Origin of the sequence: Prevotella dentalis DSM 3688, from assembly GCF_000242335.1 — a bacterium.
Classification (GTDB): Bacteria; Bacteroidota; Bacteroidia; order Bacteroidales; family Bacteroidaceae; genus Prevotella; species Prevotella seregens.
On record NC_019968.1, the window covers coordinates 630,147 to 655,051 of the forward strand.

General features: G+C 62.5%; 20 protein-coding genes. 7 read left to right on the forward strand and 13 right to left on the reverse strand.

Annotated elements, in window-relative coordinates; genetic code table 11:
* Nucleotides 1-213: 213 nt before the first annotated feature.
* The 4 genes from thiL to sppA all read right to left on the reverse strand — a co-directional run bounded on the left by thiL (nucleotide 214) and on the right by sppA (nucleotide 5,083).
* Complete coding sequence (gene thiL, locus PREDE_RS09795) at nucleotides 214-1,326, reverse strand: thiamine-phosphate kinase (RefSeq protein ID WP_005846981.1); 1,113 nt, start codon at nucleotides 1,324-1,326, stop codon at nucleotides 214-216.
* Between the two features lie 75 nt (nucleotides 1,327-1,401).
* Nucleotides 1,402-2,211, reverse strand: a complete 810-nt coding sequence (locus PREDE_RS09800; RefSeq protein WP_005846983.1) for a purine-nucleoside phosphorylase — start codon at nucleotides 2,209-2,211, stop codon at nucleotides 1,402-1,404.
* Nucleotides 2,096-3,268, reverse strand: coding sequence for a tetraacyldisaccharide 4'-kinase (lpxK, locus tag PREDE_RS09805; protein WP_005846984.1), 1,173 nt, complete (start codon nucleotides 3,266-3,268; stop codon nucleotides 2,096-2,098). The genes PREDE_RS09800 and lpxK overlap by 116 nt, the downstream gene beginning before the upstream one ends.
* Before the next feature lie 36 nt (nucleotides 3,269-3,304).
* A complete protein-coding gene (sppA, locus tag PREDE_RS09810; protein WP_015310440.1) occupies nucleotides 3,305-5,083 on the reverse strand; it encodes a signal peptide peptidase SppA in 1,779 nt (592 codons plus the stop codon).
* Between the two features lie 496 nt (nucleotides 5,084-5,579).
* Between sppA and PREDE_RS09815 the strand changes: the two genes are divergently transcribed.
* The 3 genes from PREDE_RS09815 (at nucleotide 5,580) to PREDE_RS09825 (ending at nucleotide 11,437) form a co-directional block, all read left to right on the forward strand.
* Nucleotides 5,580-6,956, forward strand: a complete 1,377-nt coding sequence (locus PREDE_RS09815) for a rhamnogalacturonidase (RefSeq protein ID WP_005846990.1) — start codon at nucleotides 5,580-5,582, stop codon at nucleotides 6,954-6,956.
* Between the two features lie 25 nt (nucleotides 6,957-6,981).
* Nucleotides 6,982-8,241, forward strand: a complete 1,260-nt coding sequence (locus tag PREDE_RS09820) for a rhamnogalacturonan acetylesterase (RefSeq protein ID WP_015310441.1) — start codon at nucleotides 6,982-6,984, stop codon at nucleotides 8,239-8,241.
* A gap of 103 nt (nucleotides 8,242-8,344) precedes the next feature.
* Nucleotides 8,345-11,437 carry a sugar-binding domain-containing protein gene (locus PREDE_RS09825; RefSeq protein WP_005846995.1) on the forward strand — a complete coding sequence of 1,031 codons (3,093 nt, stop codon included), beginning with the start codon at nucleotides 8,345-8,347 and terminating at the stop codon, nucleotides 11,435-11,437.
* Nucleotides 11,438-11,785: 348 nt separating this feature from the next.
* Here PREDE_RS09825 and PREDE_RS09835 read toward each other — a convergent pair whose 3' ends face one another.
* The 5 genes from PREDE_RS09835 to PREDE_RS09855 form a co-directional block, all read right to left on the reverse strand.
* Nucleotides 11,786-13,387 (reverse strand): DUF438 domain-containing protein, encoded by a 1,602-nt coding sequence (locus PREDE_RS09835; RefSeq protein WP_044127050.1) that lies wholly within the window; start codon nucleotides 13,385-13,387, stop codon nucleotides 11,786-11,788.
* 159 nt (nucleotides 13,388-13,546) lie between these two features.
* Nucleotides 13,547-15,082 (reverse strand): ribonuclease Y, encoded by a 1,536-nt coding sequence (rny, locus tag PREDE_RS09840; protein WP_005846999.1) that lies wholly within the window; start codon nucleotides 15,080-15,082, stop codon nucleotides 13,547-13,549.
* 46 nt (nucleotides 15,083-15,128) lie between these two features.
* On the reverse strand, nucleotides 15,129-15,434 hold the full coding sequence (locus PREDE_RS09845) for a cell division protein ZapA (RefSeq protein ID WP_005847001.1): 306 nt from the start codon (nucleotides 15,432-15,434) through the stop codon (nucleotides 15,129-15,131).
* A gap of 7 nt (nucleotides 15,435-15,441) precedes the next feature.
* Complete coding sequence (locus PREDE_RS09850) at nucleotides 15,442-15,735, reverse strand: hypothetical protein (RefSeq protein WP_005847003.1); 294 nt, start codon at nucleotides 15,733-15,735, stop codon at nucleotides 15,442-15,444.
* 125 nt (nucleotides 15,736-15,860) lie between these two features.
* Nucleotides 15,861-16,511, reverse strand: a complete 651-nt coding sequence (locus PREDE_RS09855; RefSeq protein ID WP_005847005.1) for a hypothetical protein — start codon at nucleotides 16,509-16,511, stop codon at nucleotides 15,861-15,863.
* Between the two features lie 201 nt (nucleotides 16,512-16,712).
* Here PREDE_RS09855 and PREDE_RS09860 point away from each other — a divergent pair, with 201 nt between their 5' ends.
* Both PREDE_RS09860 and PREDE_RS09865 read left to right on the forward strand, forming a co-directional pair.
* Nucleotides 16,713-17,177 carry a hypothetical protein gene (locus PREDE_RS09860; protein WP_044127107.1) on the forward strand — a complete coding sequence of 155 codons (465 nt, stop codon included), beginning with the start codon at nucleotides 16,713-16,715 and terminating at the stop codon, nucleotides 17,175-17,177.
* Nucleotides 17,178-17,492: 315 nt separating this feature from the next.
* The gene (locus PREDE_RS09865) at nucleotides 17,493-18,521 is read left to right on the forward strand and encodes a LacI family DNA-binding transcriptional regulator (protein WP_005847009.1); all 1,029 of its coding nucleotides are present in this window, start codon (nucleotides 17,493-17,495) and stop codon (nucleotides 18,519-18,521) included.
* 80 nt (nucleotides 18,522-18,601) lie between these two features.
* On the opposite strand, the gene PREDE_RS09870 is transcribed toward PREDE_RS09865, so the two are convergent.
* Entirely contained in the window at nucleotides 18,602-19,240 is a 639-nt protein-coding gene (locus PREDE_RS09870; RefSeq protein WP_005847011.1) for a DUF4230 domain-containing protein, read from the reverse strand.
* A gap of 2 nt (nucleotides 19,241-19,242) precedes the next feature.
* The gene (locus PREDE_RS09875; protein ID WP_005847013.1) at nucleotides 19,243-19,914 is read right to left on the reverse strand and encodes a DUF4230 domain-containing protein; all 672 of its coding nucleotides are present in this window, start codon (nucleotides 19,912-19,914) and stop codon (nucleotides 19,243-19,245) included.
* A 284-nt stretch (nucleotides 19,915-20,198) separates the two neighbouring features.
* Here PREDE_RS09875 and PREDE_RS09880 point away from each other — a divergent pair, with 284 nt between their 5' ends.
* The gene (locus PREDE_RS09880) at nucleotides 20,199-20,771 is read left to right on the forward strand and encodes a DUF4738 domain-containing protein (protein ID WP_005847015.1); all 573 of its coding nucleotides are present in this window, start codon (nucleotides 20,199-20,201) and stop codon (nucleotides 20,769-20,771) included.
* Between the two features lie 306 nt (nucleotides 20,772-21,077).
* Here the strand turns inward: PREDE_RS09880 and PREDE_RS09885 are convergent, their stop codons facing one another.
* Entirely contained in the window at nucleotides 21,078-21,911 is an 834-nt protein-coding gene (locus tag PREDE_RS09885) for a type II restriction endonuclease (RefSeq protein WP_015310444.1), read from the reverse strand.
* Between the two features lies 1 nt (nucleotide 21,912).
* The gene (locus PREDE_RS09890; RefSeq protein WP_015310445.1) at nucleotides 21,913-22,872 is read right to left on the reverse strand and encodes a DNA adenine methylase; all 960 of its coding nucleotides are present in this window, start codon (nucleotides 22,870-22,872) and stop codon (nucleotides 21,913-21,915) included.
* Between the two features lie 215 nt (nucleotides 22,873-23,087).
* Between PREDE_RS09890 and PREDE_RS09895 the strand changes: the two genes are divergently transcribed.
* Nucleotides 23,088-24,875, forward strand: coding sequence for a calcineurin-like phosphoesterase C-terminal domain-containing protein (locus PREDE_RS09895; RefSeq protein WP_005847020.1), 1,788 nt, complete (start codon nucleotides 23,088-23,090; stop codon nucleotides 24,873-24,875).
* The last annotated feature ends 30 nt before the right edge of the window (nucleotides 24,876-24,905 follow it).

A 24,905-nucleotide genomic window follows, 5' to 3' on the forward strand; every position in this document is an offset into this window, starting at 1 on the left:
TTAATATTGAAAGGAAAGAACAATCGGGGGAGAATGTGTTGCGGCTTAATGTTTGTTAACACATTCTCTCCCGTCGGTATTACAGGCGGCCGACGCACTGCCGCGGGCAACTGCCGGACGCTCTGACGACGACCGTCGGACGCTTCACGGACTACTGCCGGGCACCCCGCCGACGGTTGCCGGGCGGGCGACAAGGGCTTGCAGCGCGGCGTGTCAGCGCAGGGGGTTCCAGCCTTGGGCCGTGATGTCGAACTCCTGGCCGTCGCGGGCGATGAGCCGCGTGCCGAGCGACTCTTTCGTGATGTAGCCTATCTGCTTGATGCCAAGGCTCTCCAGCTCGTCGAGTTTCGCGTGGTCGCCGATGGGGCAAGTGAAGAGCAGCTCATAATCCTCGCCTCCGTTCATGGCACAGGTGGTGACGTTCATGTTGAATTCCTCGGCCATGACCGCCGTCTGATAGTCTATCGGGAGCTGCTTTTCATAGATGCGGCAGCCGCAATGGCTCTGCCGGCAGATGTGAATGAGCTCGGAGCTGAGTCCGTCGGAGATGTCCATCATGGCTGTGGGACGGATGCCCCGTTCGCGCAGCAGGGCCACCACGTCGCCGCGTGCCTCGGGCTTGAGCTGGCGTTCGAGCAGGTATTCCTTGCCCGCGAAGTCGGGTTGGAAGTCGGTGAGCCTGGCGCCCTCCTGCTGCAGATGCCTCACCAGCGCGTCGTTGCCGGCTTTCTGCGCCTCGCGAATCTTGCCGTTCAGCTCGTCTATCTGCCGGTAGTACACGGTTTTCTCGCGTTCGAGCAACTGCAGGCCCATGTAGGCCGCGCCGAGGTCGCCCGACACACACACGAGATCGGTCTCGCGGGCGCCGCTGCGATACACGATGTCGGCCTTCGGGGCATCGCCGATACAGGTGATGCTGATGGCCAGGCCGGTGAGCGACGAGGTGGTGTCGCCGCCCACGATGTCGACATTCCACTTGTCGCAGGCCGCCCGCAGACCGCGGTAGAAGGCCTCCAGATCCTCCACCTTGAACCGCTTGCCCAGGGCCAGCGACACCGTCAGCTGGCGCGGCGTGCCGTTCATGGCAAACACGTCGGAGAGGTTTTCCATGGCCGCCTTGTAGCCGAGTTCCTGCAAAGTGATGTAGGTGAGGTCGAAATGAATGCCCTCCATGAGCATGTCGGTGGTGACAAGCACCTCCGTGTCGGGGTAGTGCATCACGGCGCAATCGTCGCCCACGCCCCGAAGCGAGGACTCGTTCTTGAGCTGTATGTCGTTGGTGAGCCGGTCTATGAGGCCGAACTCACCGAGCTTGGCGATTTCCATTCTTGGGAGTTAAAGGAGTAAAGGAGTTAAAGGAGTCAGAAAACACGCCCCAAGGAGACGGTGAAGGCAGGTTTTCTACGCCCGCCTAATCATCTCGCGCATGATTTCCGTCATCTTGGGCTGGGCGGCATTGGCGGCCCGCTGCACGTCTTCGTGGCTCACCTCGGCGGGCACGTCGAAGCCGCCCAGGTCGGTAATGATGCTGATGCCGAACACTTTGATGCCGCAGTGACAGGCCACGATGACCTCGGGCACGGTCGACATGCCCACGGCGTCGCCGCCCATGAGGCGGTACATGCGGTATTCGGCCGGCGTCTCGAACGTGGGGCCCTGCACGCCCACGTACACGCCGTGCTGCAGGCGGATGTTTTTCTCGGCCGCAATGTCGTCGGCCAGGCTGATGAGTGCGCTGTTGTAGGCCTCGTGCATGTCGGGAAAGCGCGGGCCGGCAGGGAAGTTGGGCCCGTTGAGCGGGTGCTCGGGGAAGAAGTTGATGTGGTCGGTGATGACCATGAGGTCGCCTATGGAGAAGTCGGGATTCATGCCGCCGGAGGCGTTGCTCACGAAGAGCGTCTCGATGCCCAGCTCGTGCATCACGCGGATGGGGAACGTAACCTCCTTCATGGAGTAGCCCTCATAGAAGTGGAAACGGCCTTCCATGGCCATGATGTCCTTGCCGCCGAGCCTGCCAAAGATGAGTTTTCCGGCATGTCCCTCCACCGTAGACACGGGGAAGTTGGGGATTTCCTGATACGGGAACTCGTAGGTATCAGTTATCTCTGAAGCTAATTGTCCCAGGCCGGTTCCCAGTACGATGGCCGTCTTGGGGCTTGTCGTCATCCTTTCTCTTAACCAGGATGCTGTTTCTTGAATTTTTTCGCACATAGCTTATGATTTTATTGTTGAAGTATTCCTCCTGTCCGAGCATGAAACGCACGCGGATGGGCAACACGTAAAGGCCGGCACGCACCTCGGGGCTGAGCCCGTCGAGCCCCGCAAGACGCGCGGAATCTTTCTCGGTGGTGACGACAACCTTGGGCGAGGGCATGGCGGCGAAGGCGGCATTGAGGCGTTCCACGTCGCGCCGGCTGAAGAGATGGTGGTCGCCGAAGGCCATGGGCACGACGGAACGGCAGCGTGGCCGCAGGTCGTTGTGCATCTGCTCGGGCGAGGCTATGCCCGTGAGCAGCAGCACGTGCTTGCCCGCCAACTCCAGCCGCGGCGGGGCCTCGGCATGGACAGGACGGGGCTCGTCGTAGTCGATGCAGGTGAAGAAGAGCTCCTGGTAGGGGTAGAGGTCCATGGCTTTGGTGAGCACCCGGAACTCCATGGGCTTGAGGTCCTTGGGGCATTTGGTCACGATGACGATGTCGGCGCGGTTCTTTCCGCGCATGGGCTCGCGCAGATGGCCGGCCGGCAACAGCCGGTCGTAGATGATGAGTCGGTGGTAGTCGACGAGCAGGATGTTGATGCCGGGCTTGACATAACGGTGCTGAAAGGCGTCGTCGAGCAGGATAACGTCGACGTCGCGCGTCGCCTCGTCGCCCGTGAGACGGTCTATTCCCTCGCAGCGGCTGCGGTCCACGGCCACGTAGATGCCGGGAAACTTCTGCTTCATCTGGTAGGGCTCGTCGCCGATGTCGGGCATGGGAGTGTCGGGCGAGGCCAGCACATAGCCGCGGCTCTTGCGCTTGTAGCCACGCGAGAGCACGCCCACGCGCACCACGTCCTTGAGCAGCCGCACGAGGTATTCCACGTGGGGCGTCTTGCCCGACCCGCCCACGGTGATGTTGCCCACGGAGATAACGGGGATGTCGAAGGCGCGCTGCCGCAGCAGCCCCAGGTCGAAGAGCCGGTTGCGCAGCCCCACACCCAGCCCGTAGAGCCAGCTGAGGGGCAGCAGCCAGTCGTTGATCCTGATGAGGTCGCCTTCGGTACGCATGGTGCAGGGGGTATTATATAATAAGGTGTAGCCACCCTACCGCGCGCGCAGCAGCAGGGGCATGCGAGCCTGGAGCCACGACTGGCCCTCGGCGGCGCGCATGAGCATGAAAGGTTCGTAGAGGCTGCCGAGCGTCTGGCGCAACTGGCCGTCGAGCACGGAGCCGGTGGACGAGCTGCCCTCGTCGAGCAGCTGCTCCCAGAAATCCTTGGGGGCGGGGTAACCGGCGGTGTAATAGTCGTCGAGACGGGCCAGCCGGGCCGCCTTGGCCACGGCCTGGTCCACTCCGCCCAGCGCGTCGACGAGTCCCAGTTTGAGCGCGTCGCTGCCCAGGAACACGTGGCCTTGGGCCCGCTCCTCCACCTGGGCCATCGTCATGCGGCGGCCCTGCGCCACGCGGCTCTTGAAGAGCAGGTAGCCCCGATCCACGGCGGCCTGCACGTAGCCGGCCTGTTCGGGCGTCATGGGTTTCACCTCGGAGCCCATCGTGGCGTTGCGGTTGGTCTTCACTTCGTCGTACTTAAAGCCCAGCAGCCGCGTCATGAGCTCCGAGCGGTCGCGGAGGATGCCGAAGATGCCGATGCTTCCCGTGATGGTGCCGGGCTCGGCAAAGATGTAGTTGGCCCCACAGGCCATGTAGTATCCGCCCGATGCCGCCGCGCCGCCCATGGAGACCACGACGGGCTTCTTGCTGCGCAACTTCCCGATTTGGTGCCACAGTTGCTCGGAGGCATACGAGCTGCCGCCGCCCGAGTTGATGCGAATGACGACGGCCTTCACCTGGTCGTCGTCGGCCAGCGAGGCCAGGTCGCGGCACACGTCCTTGCCCACGATGAGGTGGCTGGAGGTGAAGAGGCTCTGCGTCGGAACCTCGTCCACGATCTCGCCATAGGCGTAATACACGGCCACCTCGTTGTCGCTGTCGGTGGTGTCAGGCTCGGGCACGTCGGCCATGTCGGCCACAGTGAGCTGGTTGATGTCGTCGTCGGCCTCCTGTTTCAGCAGTTTGTTCACGAGGGGCTTCACCTCATCGTCGTAGACCAGCGCGTCGACCATCTTCAGCCGCACCATGTTCTTGGGGTCCTCGAGCGACACCACGCGGTCGGCATAGGCGTTGAGCGAATCCACGCTGATGCCCCGGCTGCGGCCCACGGCCTGGCAAATGGCGTTCCACCAGCCGCCAAGATAGCGTTCGGTCTGCCGGCGGCTGGGCTCGCTCATGCGGTCTTCGGTGTAGGTCTCGGTGGCGCTCTTGTACTTGCCGCACTTGAACGGCACCATCTTGATGCCAATCTTGGCATAGGCGTCGCGCAGGAAGGTGACCTGTCCGCCCAATCCGTGCCAGTCCACGAGGCCCTGCGGGTTCATGTATATCTTGTTGGCGGTGGTGGCCAGATAGTAGCAGAGCTGGGAATACTCCTCGCCGTAGGCCACGATCCACTTGCCCGACTTGCGGAAATCCATCAGTGCGCCGCGCAGTTCCTCGGCCTGGGCCATGTCGGCGTCCAGGTCGCCGGCCTCGATGTAGATGCCCTTGATGTCGTCGTTGGCCTTGGCCTTGCGCACGGCGGCGAGCATCTCGCGCAGCCCCTGCGGGCTGTCGCCCGTGAGTTGGTCGCGCAGCGTGCCCTCGGACTGCTCCGCGAGGGGCCCGTCGAGAGTGAGCACCAGCACCGAGTTGGAGGCCACGCTGCGCGTGCTCGAGGCGGAGGCCACCATGCCCACCACGGCCATGATGCCGATGCCGGCCACGACCACACTAAAGAGGAAGAGGCCCACCACGGTGGCGCCCACGTGTTTCAGAAAGTCTTTCATTCGTTTGTCGTTAAATCTCTCGTTGGTTGATACAATGTGCAAATATACACGATTTTTCCGAAACTTCCTGCCGTTCTGCTTGGTTTTCTTTGGCAAATTGCTTATTTTTGCCACATGAAACGCAGCCCTCGGGCCGCAGGGGCGGCTCCGGGGTGCGGCGGCAGCAGGGCGGCCCTGCGGCCGGGACATCGCCGCCACACCATAATCGCGCAGCCACCACGCCATAATCGCGCGGTCAAAACGGCGTAATCGCCACGCCGTTACGCCGCAATCGCAGGCCCGTTACGGCGCCATCGCAAGGCCCCCACGCCGCCATCGCAAGGCCCCCACGCCGCCATCGCAAGGCCCCCACGCCGCCATTGCAAGGCCCCCACGCCGCCATTGCAAGGCCCCCACGCCGCCATTGCCCGGCCCGCGTCGCGACGCCGGGCCGACCCGGGCCGGGCACGCTATCTGAATCCACTCTAAAAACAAACTCATTGATACACCAAACACTATGAAACAAATCCTCCTGGGAGCCCTCATGCTCCTCGCCTGCCTGGGCGCAGAGGCCCGGCAGAAACCGCAGCTCTGGCCCGACGGCACCCCCATCGACGCCTGGTTCGACGACACCACGGCCGTGGACGTGGCCACGCTGGGCCGCCGCTACGTGGTGACCGACTACGGCTGCCGCCCCGACACCCTGCGCGTGCAGACGCGCGCCCTGCAAGCCGTCATCGACCGCGCCGCGCGCGAGGGCGGCGGCGTGGTGGTGGTGCCGCGCGGAACATTCGTCTCGGGCAGCCTCTACTTCCGCCAGGGCACCCACCTGCTCGTCGAAGAGGGCGGATGCCTCAAGGGCTCTTCGCGCATCGAGGACTTCGATTTGAAGCAGACGCGCATCGAGGGCGAGACGTGCCGGTACTACACGGCTCTGGTCAATGCCGACTCCATCGACGGCTTTGTCATGGCCGGGCCCGGCACCATCGACGGCAACGGCTACCACTACTGGCGGCAGTTCTGGCTGCGGCGCGAGTGGAACCGGCAGTGCACCAACAAGGACGAGCAGCGGCCGCGGCTGGTCTACATCTCGCGCTGCAAGAACGTGACGGTGCAGCAGCTGCGGCTGCAGAACAGCCCGTTCTGGACCAACCACCTCTACAAATGCGAGCGCGTGAAGTACCTCGGCTGCCACATCTACTCGCCCACAGAGGGCGTGAAAGGCCCCAGCACCGATGCCATCGACATCGACGTGTGCCGCGACGTGCTCGTCAACGGCTGCTACATGAGCGTGAACGACGACGCCATCGCCCTCAAGGGAGGCAAGGGAACCTATGCCGACAAGAACCCCGACAACGGGACCAACCGCAACATCATCGTGCAGAACTGCCGCTACGGCACCGTGCACGGCTGCATGACGCTGGGCTCGGAGAGCATCGAGAACCGCAATATCATCCTGCGCAACATCGAGGCGGGCAGCGTGAGCCGCGTGCTCTGGCTCAAGATGCGCCCCGACACGCCCCAGCACTATGAATACGTGACGGTGGAAAACGTCACGGGACAGGCCAAGTCGTTCCTCGTGGTGCGCCCCTGGACACAGTTCTACAAGCGCGAGGAGCGCGCCGACATGCCGCTGTCGCGCTGCAACAACATCACCCTGCGCAACGTGAACATGGCGTGCCGCAACTTCTTCGACGTGGGCACGTCGGACAAATACGCGCTGCGCGACTTCACCTTCGACCGTGTCACCGTCACCGACGAGGCCCGCGCTTTCTCGCCCACGCTCATCCCCGGCACCGTGGTCAGGGGTCTCACCGTCAACGGCGAGCGGCTGCCCGACACCCCGGCCGCCGCTGCCAAGACCCCTAAAAACCCTAAAAACACCAAACGCTGAACCCCCACCCCATCACCCATACCCCATGAAACGACTTCTCCTTTCGGCCCTCTGCCTCACGGCCACGCTCGCGGCCGGGGCCCAACAGTTCGACTTCGACATGACGCAACCCCAGCCCGCCTACTCCGACGCGCGGGGCTACGGCTGGGACATGCTGCAATACGCCCCCGCGCCCACCGCCGCCGAGAGCCGCAACGGGCTGGGCCGCCCGGCCTATTTCTCGGTCAGGGTGCCCGATGGCAACTACCGCGTCACCCTCACCCTTGGCTCGCGGCGCAAGGCTGCCTCGACCGTGGTGCGCGCCGAGAGCCGCCGCCTCATGGCCGAGGCCACGCCCACGCGCCGCGGCGAGCTGCGCGAGCTGTGCTTTGTGGTGAACAAGCGGTCGCCCGCCATCGGCGACAACAAGCGCGTGAAACTCAAGGAGCGCGAGCGCGACTACCTCGATTGGGACGACCGCCTCACGCTGGAGTTCAACGGTCCCGCCCCAGCCGTGAACCGGCTGCGCATCGAACGCGACACGACGGTCCGCACCGTCTTCCTCTGCGGCAACTCCACCGTGGTCGATCAAAACATGGAACCGTGGGCCAGCTGGGGGCAGATGATACCGCGATGGTTCGGTCCCGGCGTGGCCGTTTCCAACCACGCCGAGAGCGGGCTCACGGCCGGCACGTTCCTTGCAGCCAACCGTCTGGACAAGGTGCTGGACATGATGCGGCCCGGCGACTACGTGTGCTGCGAGTTCGGACACAACGATCAGAAAGAGCGCGCGGCCGGCTCGGGGGCGTGGTACAACTTCTCGTACAACCTGAAACGCTTCGTCGACCAGGTGCGCGGCCGGGGCGGGCACCTCGTCTTCCTCACGCCCACGCAGCGGCGACGCTTCGAGGGCAGCCGCATCGTCGAGACCCACGGCGACTATCCCGACGCCATGCGGGCCGTGGCACGGCGCGAGGGCGTGCCCCTCATCGAGCTGCACGACATGACGCGCACGTTCTTCGAGACCCTGGGCGAGGAAGATTCCAAGCGCGCACTCGTGCACTATCCGCCCCATACCTTCCCCGGACAGGAAAAAGCACTGGCCGACAACACCCACTTCAATCCCTACGGCGCCTACGAGATTGCCAAGATGGTGGTCATGGGAATGAAGCAACTCGGGCTGCCCATGGCCTCGCAGCTGCGCCCTGACTGGCACGACTACGACCCCGCACGGCCCGACGACTGGCGGGCTTTCCGCTGGTACAACGCCCCCGTCTACCAAATCATCAAGCCCGACGGCAACTGACGCCGCAACGCCGGGCCAGAAAAGCTGCCGTTACGGGCAGTCCGGGCCACGGCAAAGCCCTTGTTTGGGCCGCATCATTCACCGTAAACAAACTCACTGAAACATGCACATCAAACACCTGCTCCTGCTGCTCGTGCTGGCTGCGGCCGGCCTGGGCACCCGCGCCGCCGGGCGGCAGAAACTCAATTTCAACAGCGGATGGCTGCTCCGGCTGGGCCCCGCCGAGGGGGCCGAGGCCCCCGACTACGACGACCACGCGTGGCAGCGCGTCACGCTGCCCCGTGCCTGGAACGAGGCCGAGGCCTTCCGCCGACCCATCCACCAACTCAGCGACACCACCATGTGGTACCGCAAGCACTTCCGTCTGCGGGCCGTCGCGGGCCGAAAGTTCTTTGTCGAGTTCGAGGGCGTGCGCTTCGGGGCCGAAGTCTACGTCAACGGGCATCGGCTGGGACTCACCGAAAACGGCGTGATGGCCAGCGGATGGGACCTCACGCCCTACGTGCACGAGGGCGAAAACGTCATTGCCGTGTGGGTGGACAGCTCGTGGCGGTACCACGAACGCTCCTCGGGCAGCCCCTATCAGTGGAACGACCGCAACTTCAACGCCAACTACGGCGGCATCCCCAAGAACGTGTGGCTCCACGAAACCGACCGCCTTTACCAGACGCTGCCCCTCTACAGCAACCTCCAGACCACGGGCGTCTACATCTATGGAACCGACTACGACATCGCCGGACACGCCGTGACGCTGCACGCCGAGTCGCAGGTGTGCAACGACGACGACCGTCCACGCTCGTTCACCTACCGCTGCGAGGTGGCCGACAAGGACGGCCGCACCGTGGCCCGCTTCGGCGGCCGCCGCGTCACCATGCAGCCGGGCGAGACCTGCAACGTCGCCGCCGAGGGACGACTGACCGGCGCCCACTTCTGGAGCTGGGGCTACGGCTACCTCTATACCGTCACCACACGCCTCATGGACGACGACGGAATGCCCATGGACGACCACGTCGTGCGCACCGGATTCCGCAAGACACGCTTCGCCGAGGGCCGCATCTGGCTCAACGACCGCATCATCATGATGCACGGTTACGCCCAGCGCACGAGCAACGAATGGCCGGGCGTGGGCATGAGTGTGCCGGCCTGGCTCTCCGACTTCAGCAACCGTTTGCAGGTGGAGTCGGGCGGCAACCTGGTGCGGTGGATGCACGTCACGCCCTGGAAACAGGACGTGGAGAGCTGCGACCGCATGGGGCTCATCCAAGCTATGCCCGCCGGCGACGCCGAGAAAGACGTGACGGGACGCCGCTGGGAACAGCGCGTGGAGCTCATGCGCGACGCTATCATCTACAACCGCAACAACCCGTCCATCCTGTTCTACGAGGGCGGCAACGAGAGCATCTCGCCCGAACACATGGCCGAGCTGCGCCGGCTGCGCGACCGCTACGACCCACACGGCGGACGGGCCATCGGCAGCCGCGAGATGCTCGACGTGGACGAGGCCGAGTATGGCGGCGAAATGCTCTACGTCAACAAGAGCAAAGGCAAGCCCTATTGGCAGATGGAATACTACCGTGACGAGGGTCTTCGCAAGTATTGGGACGCCTACAGCTACCCCTTCCACCGCGAGGGCGCAGGGCCGCTCTACCGTGGCGCGCCCGCGCCCGACTACAACCACAACCAGGACCGGCTGGCCTGCGGCATGGTGGAACGCTGGCACGACTACTTCGTGGACCGGCCGGGCACGGGCCGGCGCGTGAACAGCGGCGGGGCGAAGATTGTGTTTTCGGACACGAACACCCACTTCCGGGGCGAGGCCAACTACCGCACGTCGGGCGTTACAGACGCCATGCGCATTCCCAAGGACGCGTTCTTCGCCCACCAGGTGATGTGGAACGGATGGGTGACGCCCGAGCACGACGGCACCCACATCATTGGACACTGGAACTACGGACCGGGCACGGTGAAGCCGGTCTACGTGGTCTCCACCGGCGACGACGTGGAACTGCTCGTCAACGGCCGCAGCATAGGCCACGGCCGACGCAGCCATGAGTATCTCTTCACCGTGGACAGCGTGGCCTTCGAGCCGGGCCGTCTGGAGGCCGTGAGCCGCCGCGACGGCCGGGTGGTGGCGCGCCACACCATCGAGACGGCCGGCCCCGCCGACCATCTGCGGGCCACCGTCATCGGCAATCCCCTCGGATTCAAGGCCGACGGGGCCGACATGGCCCTCGTTCAGGTGGAAGTGGTCGATGCCGAGGGCCGCCGCTGCCCACTCGACAACCGCATGGTGAACTTCAGCCTCAGCGGCGAGGGCGAGTGGCTGGGCGGCATCGCGCGCCCCGTCGGCCCCTGCACCAACGACGATGCCGCGGTTCCCGCCCACACGGCCAGCGGCCCGACGACCCGGCCCAACGGCTCCGCCGCCACCGGTCAAGGCCGGCCGGGACTGCTCGACGGGCCTGCCACCACGTCGGCCTTCGGCAATTACATCCGCGAACTCAGCCTGCCCGTGGAGTGTGGAGTGAACCGAGTGCTCGTGCGCTCCACCCCAACGCCCGGCGTCATCACCCTCCACGCCCTGGCCGACGGACTGAAACCCGTCACGCTGGAGCTGCACACCACGGCCCTCGACACCCGTGACGGCGTGAGTTCCTACAATCCCGGGCTGGCGTTGCCGCTCTGCCTCGACCGCGGCGAGACACCCGCCACACCGTCATGCCGCGACGTTCGCCGCACGCTCGACGTGGCCTCGGTGCAAGTGGGCTCCAACGCCGCCGACGCTCTGAAAGCCATCGACGACAACGAGCTGTCGGAATGGAAGAGCGACGGCACGCCCGCCAACGCGTGGGCCACGTTCACTCTCGCCCGTCCGGCCCGTGTGGACGAGGTGGTGCTCAAGCTCACGGGCTGGCGCAACAAGGTGTATCCGCTCGCCATCTACGCCGGCCGGCAGAAAGTGTGGGAGGGCTGGACCTACGCTACACTGGGTTATGTGCACATCGACATCCCGCGGGGCGTGAAGAGCCGCAGCCTCACCGTCAGGATGTTGGGGCCCAGCTGGGACAGCACGAAGTTCGGAGAAATCAAGGAACTGGCCGGCGGGGCCACGGGAGAACTCGACCGCACCGCATCGGCCAAAGGCAGGACAGAACTGCGCATCGTCGAAATCGACCTGCTGCAAAAGACAGAATAACCTCCCGCCCAGCGGTGGACAAACCAACATGCTGCGGATATGGCTGCGCGGTGGGTATGAGTTTTGACGTAGGGGTCGGCCTCTGTGTCGGCCCGCATGCCCGTCAGAACATTCATCGAGCAGCACATTCTCATTGCCACGACCCATATACTGCACGGCCAGTTCCTAATATTCCCATTGTCACGACCCCTGAACGTTTGTTCCAAACGTAGGGCCGGCACAAAGGTCGACCCCTACGTCAAAACTCATACCCACCGCGCAGCGAACATGTTATTCTGTTACTATGTCTTTAAACCCACCGCGCAGCCTTATGTTTAATATGTTGTTATGTCTAAAAATCACCCTCGGTCATCGCAGCGACTCGCGGATGAGCTCGATGAGTTTGTCCTCGCCGAGGCCCGAACGCTCGGCGGCCATGCCTACCGTGACACGCTGGAGCATGAGCTTGCCCAGCGGCGAGTCGAGCATCTTGAACTGCGGAACGGCAGCCACGAGGTTCTTTTTCAGGTTGGGGTAGCGGCCGAAGAGCGTCTTCAGCCGGGTTGAACCCGTAATCTCCATGTCGTTCCCGGCGGTGTCTTCGGGGCAGGTGCCCGCGTCTTCGGGGCCAGAGGCAGTGTCGGCGGGGCCCGAAGCAGCAGTGTCGGCGGCCGCCGGAGCAGGGTCTGCGGCCGTGCCGGCCTCCCCATGGCCCCATGTGAGCAGGGTCTGCGAGCCCTGCATCTCGCGGATGCGGGTGCAGTCCTGCATCATTTCGAGCACTCCGCGGAAGCGGCCCTCCTTGTCGCGCACGGCCACGTAGACGATGTAGATGAAGAGTCCGGGCTTGTTGATCCAGAACTCCGCCTTGTCCTGCTCGCCCGAGCGGAACTTCGCGACGATCTCTTTCACCACGTGCACGCTCTTGCGCGGGTGGCAGTTCTCGACCTTTCGGCCGATGACGTTCCTTGAGCGGGGGAAGATACGGTGGTCGGTGTCCGAGTAGAACTTCACCAATTCGTTCTCGTCGACGAACGAAATGTCGACCGGCAGGTGCTGATAGATGAGGTTCACCTGCTCCAGCGAGAGCTTGCCGGTGGCCACGTCGAGCAGCTGCGTGTCGCCGCCGGCAGCGTATCCGTACTTGCCCAGCAGGGCCTGCAGGTCGCGGGCAAGGCCGTCGGGTGCGGGGGCCGCACCGTCGGCCGGGGTCGTGGAGGGGGTGGCGGCAGGTGCGGGAGCCACGGTGATGAAGGCGAAGCCTATCTCCTGGTCGCCGCTCTTCATGTCGTCGAACTCGGCCGGAGTGATGAGCGCCAGTGCCGTGGGGTAGAGAATGGTCTCCTCTTTCTCCATGAGGTCGCGGCAATGGGCCACGAGTTCCTGTTGCAGGGCGATGAAATCCTCCTCGGGCGTGTCGCCCGCGAGCAGCTGTTGCGACCGCCGTATCTCGTCGCGCACGATGTCGTCGAAGTTCCACATCGTGGTAGTGGGGCGGTCGAATCCCTTGTGCTCGAGCAGCGGGTAGAGCTGATTCTGCTTGCGGGCGTAGTGTATGGGGTAGAGCTTGAGCCGGTCGTAGAGCTCGAGCCACTGGTTCTTAATCATCGGATACTGCACCAGATCCTCCACGGCAAGCAGTAGCCGGCGCATCTCTTCGTTCTCGCTGTAGTAGTGAGTGAGCGGGTGGTCGGCGGGCAACTCCGGGCGGCTGTTGTCCATAAAGCCGTCGAGCAGCAGCATGGTCTTGCGCATATCCACGCGGATGCACTCGTCGGCGTCGCCGCTTTTGAGGTTCTGCTCCATGTAGGCCAGATGGTAGGGGCGCAGCCTGCCCACGCGTGCGGCGAGCTGTCGGCGGGCCTCTTCGAGCGTGAGGCGGCCCGATTCGTACTGTGCTTCTATCTGGTAGAGGGCTTCCATTTTTGCCATCTCAATCTGTGGGAGATGGTCTTTCATGCTGTTTGTCATGTCTGTAGGGTTTGGATTCTGCGTACAAAGGTAGGGGTTGCGGGCCTTGCGGACGGGTAACAATTGTGCCCCGACGTGGTTAATTAATGCTAAAACCTCAGGGCCCCGCATGCAATTGCATGCGGGGCCCTACGGTTTCTGCTTGGTTCGGACCGCCGTTTACTTGGCGTAGGCCACGGAGCGGGTCTCGCGGATGACGGTGATCTTCACCTGTCCAGGGTAGGTCATCTCGTTCTGTATCTTCTCGGCGATCTCGTTGCTCAGCTTCGTGCTGTCCTCATCGTTCATCTTATCTGCGCCGACAATGACGCGGAGCTCGCGCCCTGCCTGTATGGCGTAGGTCTTGGTAACGCCTGGATAGCTCATGGCGATGGCCTCAAGGTCGTTGAGCCGCTTGATGTAGGCCTCGACAATCTCGCGTCGTGCACCGGGCCGTGCGCCCGAAATGGCGTCGCACACCTGTACGATGGGGGCCAGAAGCGTCTGCATCTCCACCTCGTCGTGGTGGGCTGCGATGGCGTTCACGATGTCGGGCTTCTCCTTGTACTTCTCGGCCATCTTGCCGCCGAGCAGTGCATGGGGCAGTTCGCTCTCCTCGTCGGGCACCTTTCCGATGTCGTGGAGCAGGCCGGCGCGCTTGGCTTTCTTGGGGTTGAGCCCGAGCTCGGCTGCCATGACGGCGCAGAGGTTGGCCGTTTCGCGGGCGTGCTGCAGCAGGTTCTGCCCGTAGGACGAGCGGTATTTCATCTTGCCGACGATGCGGATAAGGTCGGGGTGTAGGCCGTGGATGCCCAGGTCGATGGCCGTGCGCTTGCCGGTCTCGATGATTTCATTGTCGAGTTGCTTCTTCACTTTGGCCACCACCTCCTCGATGCGGGCGGGATGGATGCGGCCATCGGCCACCAGCTGGTGCAGGGCGAGGCGGCACACCTCGCGGCGCACGGGGTCGAAAGCCGAGATAACAATGGACTCCGGCGTGTCGTCGACCACGATTTCCACGCCGGCCGCGGCCTCCAGGGCGCGGATGTTGCGGCCCTCGCGACCTATGATGCGGCCTTTCACCTCGTCGTTGTCAATGTGGAACACGCTCACAGAGTTCTCTATTGCCGTCTCCGTGGCCACGCGCTGGATGGTCTGTATCACGATTTTGCGGGCCTGTTGGGTGGCGTCGAGCTTGGCCTGGTCCATCATTTCGTTGATGTAGCTGGCAGCGTCCATCTTGGCTTTGTCCTTCATACTCTCCACGAGTCGGTTCTTGGCCTCCTCCGCACTCAGGCCCGAGAGTTCCTCGAGCTTGGCCCGTTCCTGGTCCTGCATCTTCTCGAGCTCGGCCTGTCGCGAGGCGAGGAGCTTCTTTTCATTGTCTATTCGCACCTGCTCCTGCTCCACTTCCTGCTTGTGCCGGCCCAGTTCCTCCTGCCGCTGGTTGAGGGAGATCTCGCGTTGCTTGAGTCGATTCTCGCTCTGCTGTATCTTCTGGTTGCGCTGCTGCACCTCCTTTTCGAGCTCGCTCTTCTTGTTCAGAAACTTCTCCTTCACCTCGAGCAGCTTCTTTTCCTTGACCACGTCGGCGTCTTTTTCGGCCGCCGCCATCATCTGCCTATATTTGCCGGTCATCACATACCGAAAGAGGCCATAGCCTCCAAGGCCTCCGACAACCAGGGCTGTCAGGGCCACAATCGCTGTTGCTATCATGAATGCTGTATTGTTAGTTGGTTATTCATATTCTCTTGTTCGCGCGTCACTTCTGTGTCAGCTCGGATTCGATTTCGGACGTCAGCTTCGAGAGAATATCATCATAGGGTTTGGTGTCGTTGCGCAGGAGCTGGCGTTCCAGCCTCAACGCAAGGTCTATCATCGCAAAATAGGTAATCTCCTTGTCGCCTTTCCTGCCTTTGAAGTTGGAAAAGTAGGCGTTGAGGAGTTCATTGATGAGTTTAGTTCCCCTGCGATACAGTGCTTCCTCGTCGCGGGGCACCGTGACGCTGATCTCTGTATCGTAGATATGTAACCGTATTTTGATTGTATTCGGGTCTGCTTCTGCCATCGCGCTGTTATTTTTCACTCAGCAGGGTGATGCATTTATTAACGTCTCGAATGAGCTTGGCCACTCGTTTCTTGGCCGTTTCCAAGTCGCCGTCGGTCACTTCGAGCATCTTGGCCATCTTGAGCGACGCATAATCGTTACGGGTTTGAGCCAGCTGAGCCTCCAATTGCCTGATGCGACCGTCGCGCTCATCCACCATGGCGTAGAGCTCTGCATTCTCCTGCTTCACCTCGTGATATTGGAGAATCATCTGCCTTACACGGGTAGCGAACGTGCTGATGAGCTTCTCATTGGCGTCCATGACGATTCAATTTTCTGCAAATTTATGTTTTTTCGGCGAGATTTGCAAGCAAAAACGCTGAAATCTTTACCCCCGGCCTACATTTTGGTACCGCATGCCAAGGGTGCGGCGGCCTGTCCCGGAACCTATCTCTTCTGGCCTTTCCGGGCGGCTTCTTCCTGTTGCTGCGCGGGGGTGGGCTCTTTCTTGGCCAGCATCACCACCCGATAGGCGAAGTTGGTGACCCACTGCTGCGAGAAGCCCAGCCGCTGGTTGTACTGCCGTATGCCCATCACCGTCTTGACGGTGCCGGCATCCGAGAAGTTGTTCTTGGTGAAAATGTCGCTCACGGTCTTCTCGGTCATGGTGTAAATCACCTTTCCGAACATGGCGGGCACGCGGAGCTTGAACTTCATCAGGTTGCCGATGAGCATCATCAAGTCCTGTGAAAAGTTCTGGAACTGCACGAGATACACCTGCGCATCCTGCAGTTTCTTGCAGTTTTTGCGGACACTTTGGTCTATCTCCTTGAAGAAGCCGTCGTCCGTGTCGTAGATTTCGTGCATCATTTTCTTGCAGTGCGCCTTCTCGCCCACACCGAGTTTGTTGTTCTGCGTGGGCACGCGGAGGGTGGTTTTAAACATGCGCAGGTCGGGCAGCATGGCCAGATTGGTGATGCCCAGCTGGGCAGCCATCGAGGCTTGGAAGTAGACACGCACGAGCGTCATGTAGTCCTGCATGCCACCGGTCTTCTCTTCCGGCTGCTTGTTGCCGAAGATTTTGGATAGTATTCCCATGTTGATTGGTCTGTTATGAAAGGCCGCAGAGGGCCGAATTTACCTGCAAAATTATAGCTTTTTGCCGAGAAACGCAAGCGAAACCGCCGAAATCACGCCGACGGCCCCGCAGTTTGCCCGTTCCGGGAGAAAAGTTTCGCACGCCGTGCAAGGTTTTGCCGGGCCACGCGTTTACCGGATATGAACATCGATGCAAGAATCATGAGAACGGCTATGCGCCATGCCGTGGCCCTCGCCGCCCTCTGCTTGCTGTGGAGCTGCGCCTGCCACCGCACGCGAACGGCCGCTGCAGCCGGCAGCGTGGCCTACAGCGAGGCCCGCCACTACTTCTTCAACAACGACGCGCAACTGCCTTCCAGCCCCGTGGTGACCACGCAGACCGAGTTCGACCGCCTCTATGGCGCGGCCGCCGTGATGGGTTCCGACGGGCAGCCCACGCCCGTCGACTTTGCGCGGCAGTTTGTCATCGGCATCGTGTTGCCCCTCACCAACGACTACACCGAGGTGGTGCCCGGGCGGCTCACACGCGAGGGCGACACCCTGACGCTGCACTACACGTTGCGCGTGGGCGAGCGCAACATGTCGTGGACCATGCGCCCCATGGCCCTCATCGTCGTGGATCGCAGCCAGCTTGCCGCCCGCTGCGTGCTGCAGCAAGACCGATAGACGAAGGCCGCAGGGCGGCCCTGCCGCCGCCGCTTCGGCCCCGTCGCCCCCGGGCCGCCGCCCCGCGGCGCAACCAAAAAAGCCAGAACTGTCTCCCGACGGTTCTGGCTCGTTGTTTTCTTACTAACTTATTATCAACTATTCATTGTTATATACAAAATATGCTGCAAAGATAAGGCTATTCGTTGCAAATCTTGTCGCACGGCGGCGAAAAAGCAACGTAAACGTTTGCGGGGCTCCGACAATTTGCGTAAATTTGCCGAAAACTGACGGTCAACCCCACTTTTTTCATTGGTCAACCCCATTTTCTCGCCCGTGAAACAGCATCGCACATCCCTCAAAGACCTGGCCGCGGAGCTCGGCGTCAGCATGGCCACGGTGTCGCGCGCGCTTCATGGCAGCCACGAAGTGAGCCAACAGATGCAGGAACGCGTCAAGGCGCTGGCCCAGGCACGCAACTATCGGCCCAACCCCTTCGCCCAAAGCCTGCGCAAGGAGGCCCCCCGCATCATCGGTGTCATCGTTCCCAACCTCGTGACCCACTACTACGCCTCGGTGCTCGACGGCATCGAGGACTACGCTTCGCGCAACGGTTACTCCGTGTTTTCGGCCAACAGCCACGAGAGCCACGTGCTCGAGGAGCGTGCCGTCGACAATTTTTTCTCGCTCCATGTGGACGGCATCATCGCCTGTCTGGCGCAGGACACCATCGACTACACCCACTACGAGATGCTCGCCGAGGCCGACATGCCGCTCGTGTTCTTCGCCCGCACCTGTCTGCCCGACCGTTTTTCGCAGGTGGTGGGCAACGGCGATGTGGCCGCCTACGACGCCACCCGGCACCTCCTCGAGGGCGGCGCGAGGCGCATTGCATTCGTCGGAGGGCCCAACCATCTGGACATGGTGAAGCGGCGCAAGCACGGCTACCTGCAGGCCCTGCGCGAGGAGCGCATCCCCATCGACCGCGGGCTCGTGGTGTGCGACAGGATAGATTTCGACGTGGCCCGCCGCGCCACCGTCGCCCTGCTGCAGCTTCCCGACCGCCCGGATGCCATTCTTGCCTTCAACGACATCCTGACCTACGCCGCCTTCGACGCCATCAAGAGCCTGGGGCTGCGCATTCCCGAGGACGTGGCCATCATCGGATTCACCGACGGCGACAACGCCGCCTTTGTCACGCCGACCCTTTCGGCCATCATGGACCAGGCCCACGAGCAGGGCGTTGCCGCCTGCGAGCTGCTCATCCGGCGCATCCGCGGCGACCGGAAAATCTACAGGAAGATTGTGCCCATGATACTGAAATACCGGGAGAGCAGCGAGAAAAAGAGAAAGGAGAAGAAGTAGCGGCACGGCGGCCGGCCATGGCCGCCGTGCCCCGCAGACCGTCCGCCCGGGCCCGGCTATGGCCGTTTCTGGGCGGACGGTTATTTTTTGCCGTCGCGCGGAGCGAACCTTACGCGCACCTGCGCGAAGCCCATGGCCCGCAACAACTGGCTCATCTGCGCGGCGGCCTGCCGTTCGGCGCTGGCAATGTTGGCCGGCGTGAGGCAGCGGTCGCGCATGGCCGCCTCGGCGCGGCGCGTCAGCCGGGCGCGGTCGGCCTCGGTCCAGCGGCCGTCTTCGTAGAAAGAACGCGTGCGGGCCTCGTCGAGAAAACGCTCGTCGAGCAGACGCACGGGCGGCAACGTCACGCTCACCGTGTCGTGATCCATCCGTATCCAGCCCTCCTGCACCTCGCCCAGGTCGATGCCCAGGCGCAGCGTGCCGTAGTAGATGCGGGCCAGACCGTCGTCGCCGAAGAAGCCGTGGCGCACGGTGTCCACCAGTTCCTCGTCGCTGATGGAGAGAAATTCCCACTCGCCGATGCTGCGTATGCGCTCTATCTGCACGGGCGTGATGTCAATGTGGCTCGTATGCGACAGCCCTACGTGGGTGCCGCGCAGCCACCAGGCGGCCGCGCCCAGCACGATGGCGACGGTCGTAGCCGTGGCCACTACGGCGATGCGCGTGGTGCGTGTCGAGGCCCAGAGGGCCCGCAGGAGTTTTCCCGGCAGTGCGGCCATGGCTATTCGGTTTTGCGGATGAGGCCCGCGAGGTCGGCGGGCGTGAACTTCTTGCGGAACGTGACGGTCACATCCTCCGGCCGCCAACCCATTCCGGCCACGATGGGGATGAGCTGACGGGCCGCGTTCTGACGCGCATTCTCCACGATGCCCAGCCGTGGCAGCGAGCGGATAATGTCCTCCCGACCCTGCTGTTGGATGCGTGTCAGTTCCTCGTCGGAGAAGCGGCTGCGCAGCAGCGACACCCTCTGGCGCACGGCGTCGTGGTCTATCTGCGTTGCGGTGAGCTCTATCTGCGGGTCGGGCAGCACCAGTTCGATGCGGCGTCCGCGCCGCCGAATGTCGCGTTCCGTCAGCTGCCCCATGTCCACGTAAGCCTTGACCGTGGCCGTGAGGGGGATAGCCACGCGTCGCTGGCCCACGGGCAGGTTGATCTTGAAACGGTGTTGCAGCAGCGAGCCGCTTAGGGCAAGCGTGTCGCCGAAGGTGACGATCTTGTGCAGTTGGTACTCCGAACTGTAGAGCCGCGAGCACTTCTGTATCTGCATCACCAGTATCGGCACGGTGTCGGCGGCCGCCGGAGCGCCCTCCCGGCCGGAGCCGTCGCCACACCGGCTGCAGGCGGTGAGCAGCAGCAGGGCCGGCAGAGCGAGGAGGAGGAGACGGTGGAACATGGGCGGATGGCGGTTTGCGGGTTTGCTTAAATGTGCTGCAAAGTTAGTAAAAAAACGCAGAATCTTCCGTCGTCGTCCCATTTTTTAACTCCGGCCGGACCTTTTCGCGGCGCGTGCGGCCTGCCGGGGGAGGAGTGTGCCTTGCACTTTGATGTCCGTACTTTCAGCTTTCGCGGCGCGTGCAGCCTGAACCGTGCGTGCCTTTTTGCCGTTTTCGCGGCCCGTTTTCAATCTTTTTGCTTAACTTTGCACACATCCCGCCTGGGAAACACAACGAAAACGCAATGAAAAGACTACTCGCAATAGGCCTCATGGGCCTCGCCCTCGTCATGGTTTCCTCCTGTGCCAAGAAGAAGACCGACACCATCATCATCACCAAAAAGCCGGCCCCTGCGGCCCGCAAGCCCACTATCCACAAGATGGGCGACTACACGCAGACGCGCCCCGTGGCGTGGATGGGCAACAAATACACCGTGGAGTCGAGCCTCGCGGCCGACGACTCGCTGCCCCTGGCCAGCGACGGCGCAACGCGTTACTACGACAACCGCATCCGTCTGCGCATCGTCCGGGCCGACGGCTCCGAGTTTTTCAGCCGCTCGTTCACCAAGAGTTTCTTCCGCGACTACGTGGACGACGCCAGCTATCGCGACGGCGCCCTGCTGGGCATTGTCTTTGTTCGGGCCAGCGGCAACCGTCTGCTCTTCGCCGCGAGCGTGGGCAACCCCGACAAGTCGAGCGACGAATACGTGCCCTTGGTGCTGCGCATCGACAACTTCGGCAACGTCACCGTGTCCAAGGACACACGGCTCGACACCGAGTCGGACACGCAGCAGGACGACGAGGACGACGGCGTGTAGCCCGCGCCGCCGGCTGTCCGCTTTCGGGCTGCCGTGGCTCCGCCCTGCGTTGGCCGCTTGCCCGCCTTTCGTCCGCGCCGTATTCGCGTTGCGATTGCGGCGCAACGGCCCGGCGATTACGCCGTAACGGGCGCGCGTTTGCGGCGCAACGATGCTGCGATGGCCGCACGGCGGTGTTACGGGGTTTCTGCGTAGGGGCCGGTTCTGCGGCCGGACATGGCATGGAATCCCCCACTTTCGCGCATCCTCCGTGCCGACCCGCTGCAATCATGGGTGCGGACCGGCAGATGCAGTGACGGCATGTCGCTATGGGTTGGGCGTGGAAAGTAGGCGGATGAAGTCGGTGAAGCTGGTCAGATTGTAGACGTGAGGAATGATGCCGTAGGCCTCCTGCAACTTGTTGCGGGCCGACCGCCAGCCTATACCGTCCGTAATCCAGACAAACTCAAACCCCGGCACGGCATTGATTTTGGGTGCAATGTCGGAATAGGAACGGGCCACCTCGGTCAGCTTGGAGCCGTCACCGCTGTAGAAGTTCACCTCTATAAGATAGGTTGTGCCCTGACTTTCGACCACGAAATCGAAGCGCTTCTCGTCGTTGCCCAGTGCTTTCTTGATGCCGGGCCACTCGTCGGAGCAGACCTCCTGCCGGAAGCCGACATTGTTTTGACCGAGCAATCCGGCCACGCGCCGTTGCATCATGTCCCCGCTTCTGTTCTTGCGGGCGTTGGTGTCAAGGCCTGTTTCGATGCCGAACACATAGTCCACGAGGTCTTTAATCGCCCCTTTCCTGAAGATGTCGGCCAGTCCGGTGTCTTCCAAAAACTCCATCACGCCGTCCACACTCTCGAAGAATCGGTCGACGGGCACGCACTGTCCGTGGGCATTCAGCACCACTTTCTTGCCCTTGCTGCGCACGGCAATCAGAATGTCCATGACGGCAAAGGCTGACTTGTCGCGCTCCCAAATGGTCTCAACGCCCTTGCGCAGGTTCTTGCTGCCGATGAGGCTGTTGAGCATGCAGAGGCTCAACCTGATGTCTTCAACGTTTCGGGTTATCTTCTCGAAGTCGCAGAAGAAGTCCAGCGTCTGGTTGGTCTCCTGAAGTTGAGACATGAACAGATCGAAGTCTTTATTCATTTTATGCAATGTGATTGGTGATGTACAAGGGTTGCCGGCCGAAGAAGTCTGCGCGGGCTGCGGCTTTTGTCTGCTGGTAATTGTGCACCAGTATCTCCGTCAGCTTGCCCCTTTTGTTGGGATTGGCGTTGACATTGCGCGAGGCCCACACCCTTTCGATGGGATAGGAAGCGTAGAGAGTGTCGAAAAATCCGGTGGCCTCGTCCTCCGCCTTGCCGTCCGAATTGCTCAGCATGAAGTGGAAACCGGCTGCGTCCACCTTGTCGCAGAACAGCTTGAGGCGTATCTGGGCATCGTCGTTGAACGATTCCCGGGTGTAGTCATTGAAGCTCGACGTGTCGCTCAGCGGCCTGTAGGGAGGGTCGAAATAGAACAGCGTGCGCCCGCGTGCGGCCTCGAGGGTCTGCTCAAAGTCGGCGTTGCCTATCTCCACACGCTGCAAAAGGCGGCTGTCTTCTCGAATGGTGGCGGCATCGCAGATGGTGGGACGCGCGTATCGGCCGAACGGAACGTTGAAAGCCCCCGACTTGTTCACGCGGTACAGACCATTGAAGCAGGTACGATTCAGAAAGATGAAGCACGCCGTGTTGTCGACGGGGGTGAGCCCTTTCCGGTTGTACCGTGCCCGGATGTCCAGGTAGCGGGCCTTGCGTTCGGCCTCGTTTGGCAGGGCCAGATAGGCTGTTTCGATGGCTTGCAGGGCGGCAATCAACGCTTCGGGCTCGTCACGCACGGTGCGGTAGCAGGTGACAAGGTCCGGGTTGATGTCGTTCACCATGGCCCGCTTGATGTTAGGATAGCGTTGCAACATATAGAAAAGCATGGCCCCGCCCCCCACAAAGGGCTCAATGTAGGTCACGTCGATCCAGCGATCAAAGTCGGCCGGAAGCTGTTCGTCCAGCTGTTCGAGGAGCTGTCCCTTGCCACCCACCCACTTGATAAAGGGCTTTGCTTTTGCCATGAGCATTTTTTGTTCGATGAGTCTATATGTTAACCGTCCGCAAAAATAACATTTTTATTTGTGAACCACGCGTTTCCGGCCCAATCATTTACAGATTTTGCAGGATATTCTAAAAAGAGATGGCACTCCGTCGCGCGTCTCGGAATAAATTCATAATTTTGTCGTGAGTGAAGTCATACGCCGTAACATGACATGAATACTCAAGTCTTTTCCGCATGAAGAATTTGAAAACGAACAAGGTGTACCTGGCCGCCACGCTCCTTGTGGTGCTGGCCCTCGCGAGCATGGGCGTGGTCTCGATGGTGGAACAGGGGCGGCGCGAGGCGGCGCAGGCACGGGCCGACTCCATCGCCCGCCGCGTGGCCCTGGCCGATTCGGCGGCACGCGCCCGCTTCGTGGCCGACTCGCTGCGCCGCGTGCGCACCCTGGCCGTGGACTCGATACGCGGCACGCTCACCGACTCCACCGGCACGCCGATGCCCGGCGTGGTGGTGAGCGACAGCTACGAATGCACGCTCACCGACTCGATGGGCCGCTACGCTCTGCGCCGCAAGCCCAAGGCGCGCTTTGTTTACTACACCGTTCCGGCCGACTGCCGCGTGCCCACCCACTCGGACGCCGACCGCACGGCGTGCTGCTACCGGCCGATTGTGGAGGGCGACTCGGTGTACGACTTCACGCTCACCCGCCTGCCCGGCGGCAAGGAGACGGCCTATCGCATGATTGTCATCGGCGACCCGCAGGTGACCAACGCTTTCAGCCCCTACTATACAGGCCCCGACGACAACCCGGTGAAGAAGAGCGACGTGGCGCGATTCACCGACGAGACGATGGCCGACATCCGCCAGACGCTCGCCGAACTGCCCCCGGGCACGCCCGTCTACGGCCTCTCGATGGGCGACGACGTGCAGTATTACGGCGGCTACAACGCCTCGCTGGAGCGCCAGATACGCACGGCGCTGGGGTCGGCAGACATGACCGTGTTCTCCGTCATCGGCAATCACGACCAGGACGGCAAGCGGGTGTACAAGCAAAAATGGGAGGAAAACTGGGGCCCCACGGACTACAGCTTCGACCGCGGCGAGGAGCACTACGTGTGCTTCAACGACTGCAACTTCTACCACGGCAGCCTCTACTACCAGCCCGGAGAGCTCTCCGACGCGCAGATGGAGTGGCTGCGGCAGGACCTGGAGCTGGCCGACAAGCGCAAAAAGGTGGTGCTCTGCTACCACATCCCCCTCACCTTGGGCAACCGGCCCGCCGAGGGGGCGCAGCCGCTGGGCATCGCGACGGAGCAGGGCCACTACTCCTCGTCGCGCCTCGGGGAGCTGTTGCAGCTGGTCGACGGCTTCGAGGGCGGCGCGGAACTCTTCTGCGGGCACACCCACTTCGCCCTCAACCACGAGATTGACTACGAGGGCCGCCACCTCATGGAGCACTGCCACGCGGCGGCCTGCGGCAACATCTGGCAGTCGAACATCAACATCTGCGGCACGCCCAACGGCTACTACGTCTACAGTTTCGAGGGCACGGCCCTGGCCAATGCCTATTACAAGGGCACGCGCTGGGAGCGCACGCGGCAGATGTCGCTCTTCCGCGCCGGCACAAACTTCAACGAAGAGAGCTACGCCGCCGACTGGAACCTGGCGCGTGGGGCGGGCGTGCTGGTGGCCAATGTGTTCAATGCCGACTCGCGCTGGCGGGTGGTGGCCATGGAAAACGGCGTGGAACACCCCATGACGCGCATCAGTTCGCTGGGCCAGGACGCCTTTGCCACGGGCTATCACCACCGTTACAGCCAGTCGGTGAGCTACTGGTTCGTGAGCAAGAAGAACGGCTACCTCATCATGAACCACCTTTATTATTATGTGCCGCGGCGTGCGTCGTCGGTGGTCTTCGTCAAGGCCGTCGACCCTTACGGCAATACTTATACGGCCAGCAGCACCGACACCGTGACCCAGCCTTTCTTCAACTACGCCCATTTCTATGGCCGCCAACCGTAGTTGGGACAGGGCAACAGAGAGATAGACATG

Bases quoted from the DNA above. Each gene is read 5' to 3' on its own strand.
- thiL (WP_005846981.1), bottom strand. From the start codon at position 1,326: ATGGAAATCGCCAAGCTCGGTGAGTTCGGCCTCATAGACCGGCTCACC.
- PREDE_RS09800 (WP_005846983.1), bottom strand. From the start codon at position 2,211: ATGTGCGAAAAAATTCAAGAAACAGCATCCTGGTTAAGAGAAAGGATG.
- lpxK (WP_005846984.1), bottom strand. From the start codon at position 3,268: ATGCGTACCGAAGGCGACCTCATCAGGATCAACGACTGGCTGCTGCCC.
- sppA (WP_015310440.1), bottom strand. From the start codon at position 5,083: ATGAAAGACTTTCTGAAACACGTGGGCGCCACCGTGGTGGGCCTCTTC.
- PREDE_RS09815 (WP_005846990.1), top strand. From the start codon at position 5,580: ATGAAACAAATCCTCCTGGGAGCCCTCATGCTCCTCGCCTGCCTGGGC.
- PREDE_RS09820 (WP_015310441.1), top strand. From the start codon at position 6,982: ATGAAACGACTTCTCCTTTCGGCCCTCTGCCTCACGGCCACGCTCGCG.
- PREDE_RS09825 (WP_005846995.1), top strand. From the start codon at position 8,345: ATGCACATCAAACACCTGCTCCTGCTGCTCGTGCTGGCTGCGGCCGGC.
- PREDE_RS09835 (WP_044127050.1), bottom strand. From the start codon at position 13,387: ATGACAAACAGCATGAAAGACCATCTCCCACAGATTGAGATGGCAAAA.
- rny (WP_005846999.1), bottom strand. From the start codon at position 15,082: ATGATAGCAACAGCGATTGTGGCCCTGACAGCCCTGGTTGTCGGAGGC.
- PREDE_RS09845 (WP_005847001.1), bottom strand. From the start codon at position 15,434: ATGGCAGAAGCAGACCCGAATACAATCAAAATACGGTTACATATCTAC.
- PREDE_RS09850 (WP_005847003.1), bottom strand. From the start codon at position 15,735: ATGGACGCCAATGAGAAGCTCATCAGCACGTTCGCTACCCGTGTAAGG.
- PREDE_RS09855 (WP_005847005.1), bottom strand. From the start codon at position 16,511: ATGGGAATACTATCCAAAATCTTCGGCAACAAGCAGCCGGAAGAGAAG.
- PREDE_RS09860 (WP_044127107.1), top strand. From the start codon at position 16,713: ATGAGAACGGCTATGCGCCATGCCGTGGCCCTCGCCGCCCTCTGCTTG.
- PREDE_RS09870 (WP_005847011.1), bottom strand. From the start codon at position 19,240: ATGGCCGCACTGCCGGGAAAACTCCTGCGGGCCCTCTGGGCCTCGACA.
- PREDE_RS09875 (WP_005847013.1), bottom strand. From the start codon at position 19,914: ATGTTCCACCGTCTCCTCCTCCTCGCTCTGCCGGCCCTGCTGCTGCTC.
- PREDE_RS09880 (WP_005847015.1), top strand. From the start codon at position 20,199: ATGAAAAGACTACTCGCAATAGGCCTCATGGGCCTCGCCCTCGTCATG.
- PREDE_RS09885 (WP_015310444.1), bottom strand. From the start codon at position 21,911: ATGAATAAAGACTTCGATCTGTTCATGTCTCAACTTCAGGAGACCAAC.
- PREDE_RS09890 (WP_015310445.1), bottom strand. From the start codon at position 22,872: ATGGCAAAAGCAAAGCCCTTTATCAAGTGGGTGGGTGGCAAGGGACAG.
- PREDE_RS09895 (WP_005847020.1), top strand. From the start codon at position 23,088: ATGAAGAATTTGAAAACGAACAAGGTGTACCTGGCCGCCACGCTCCTT.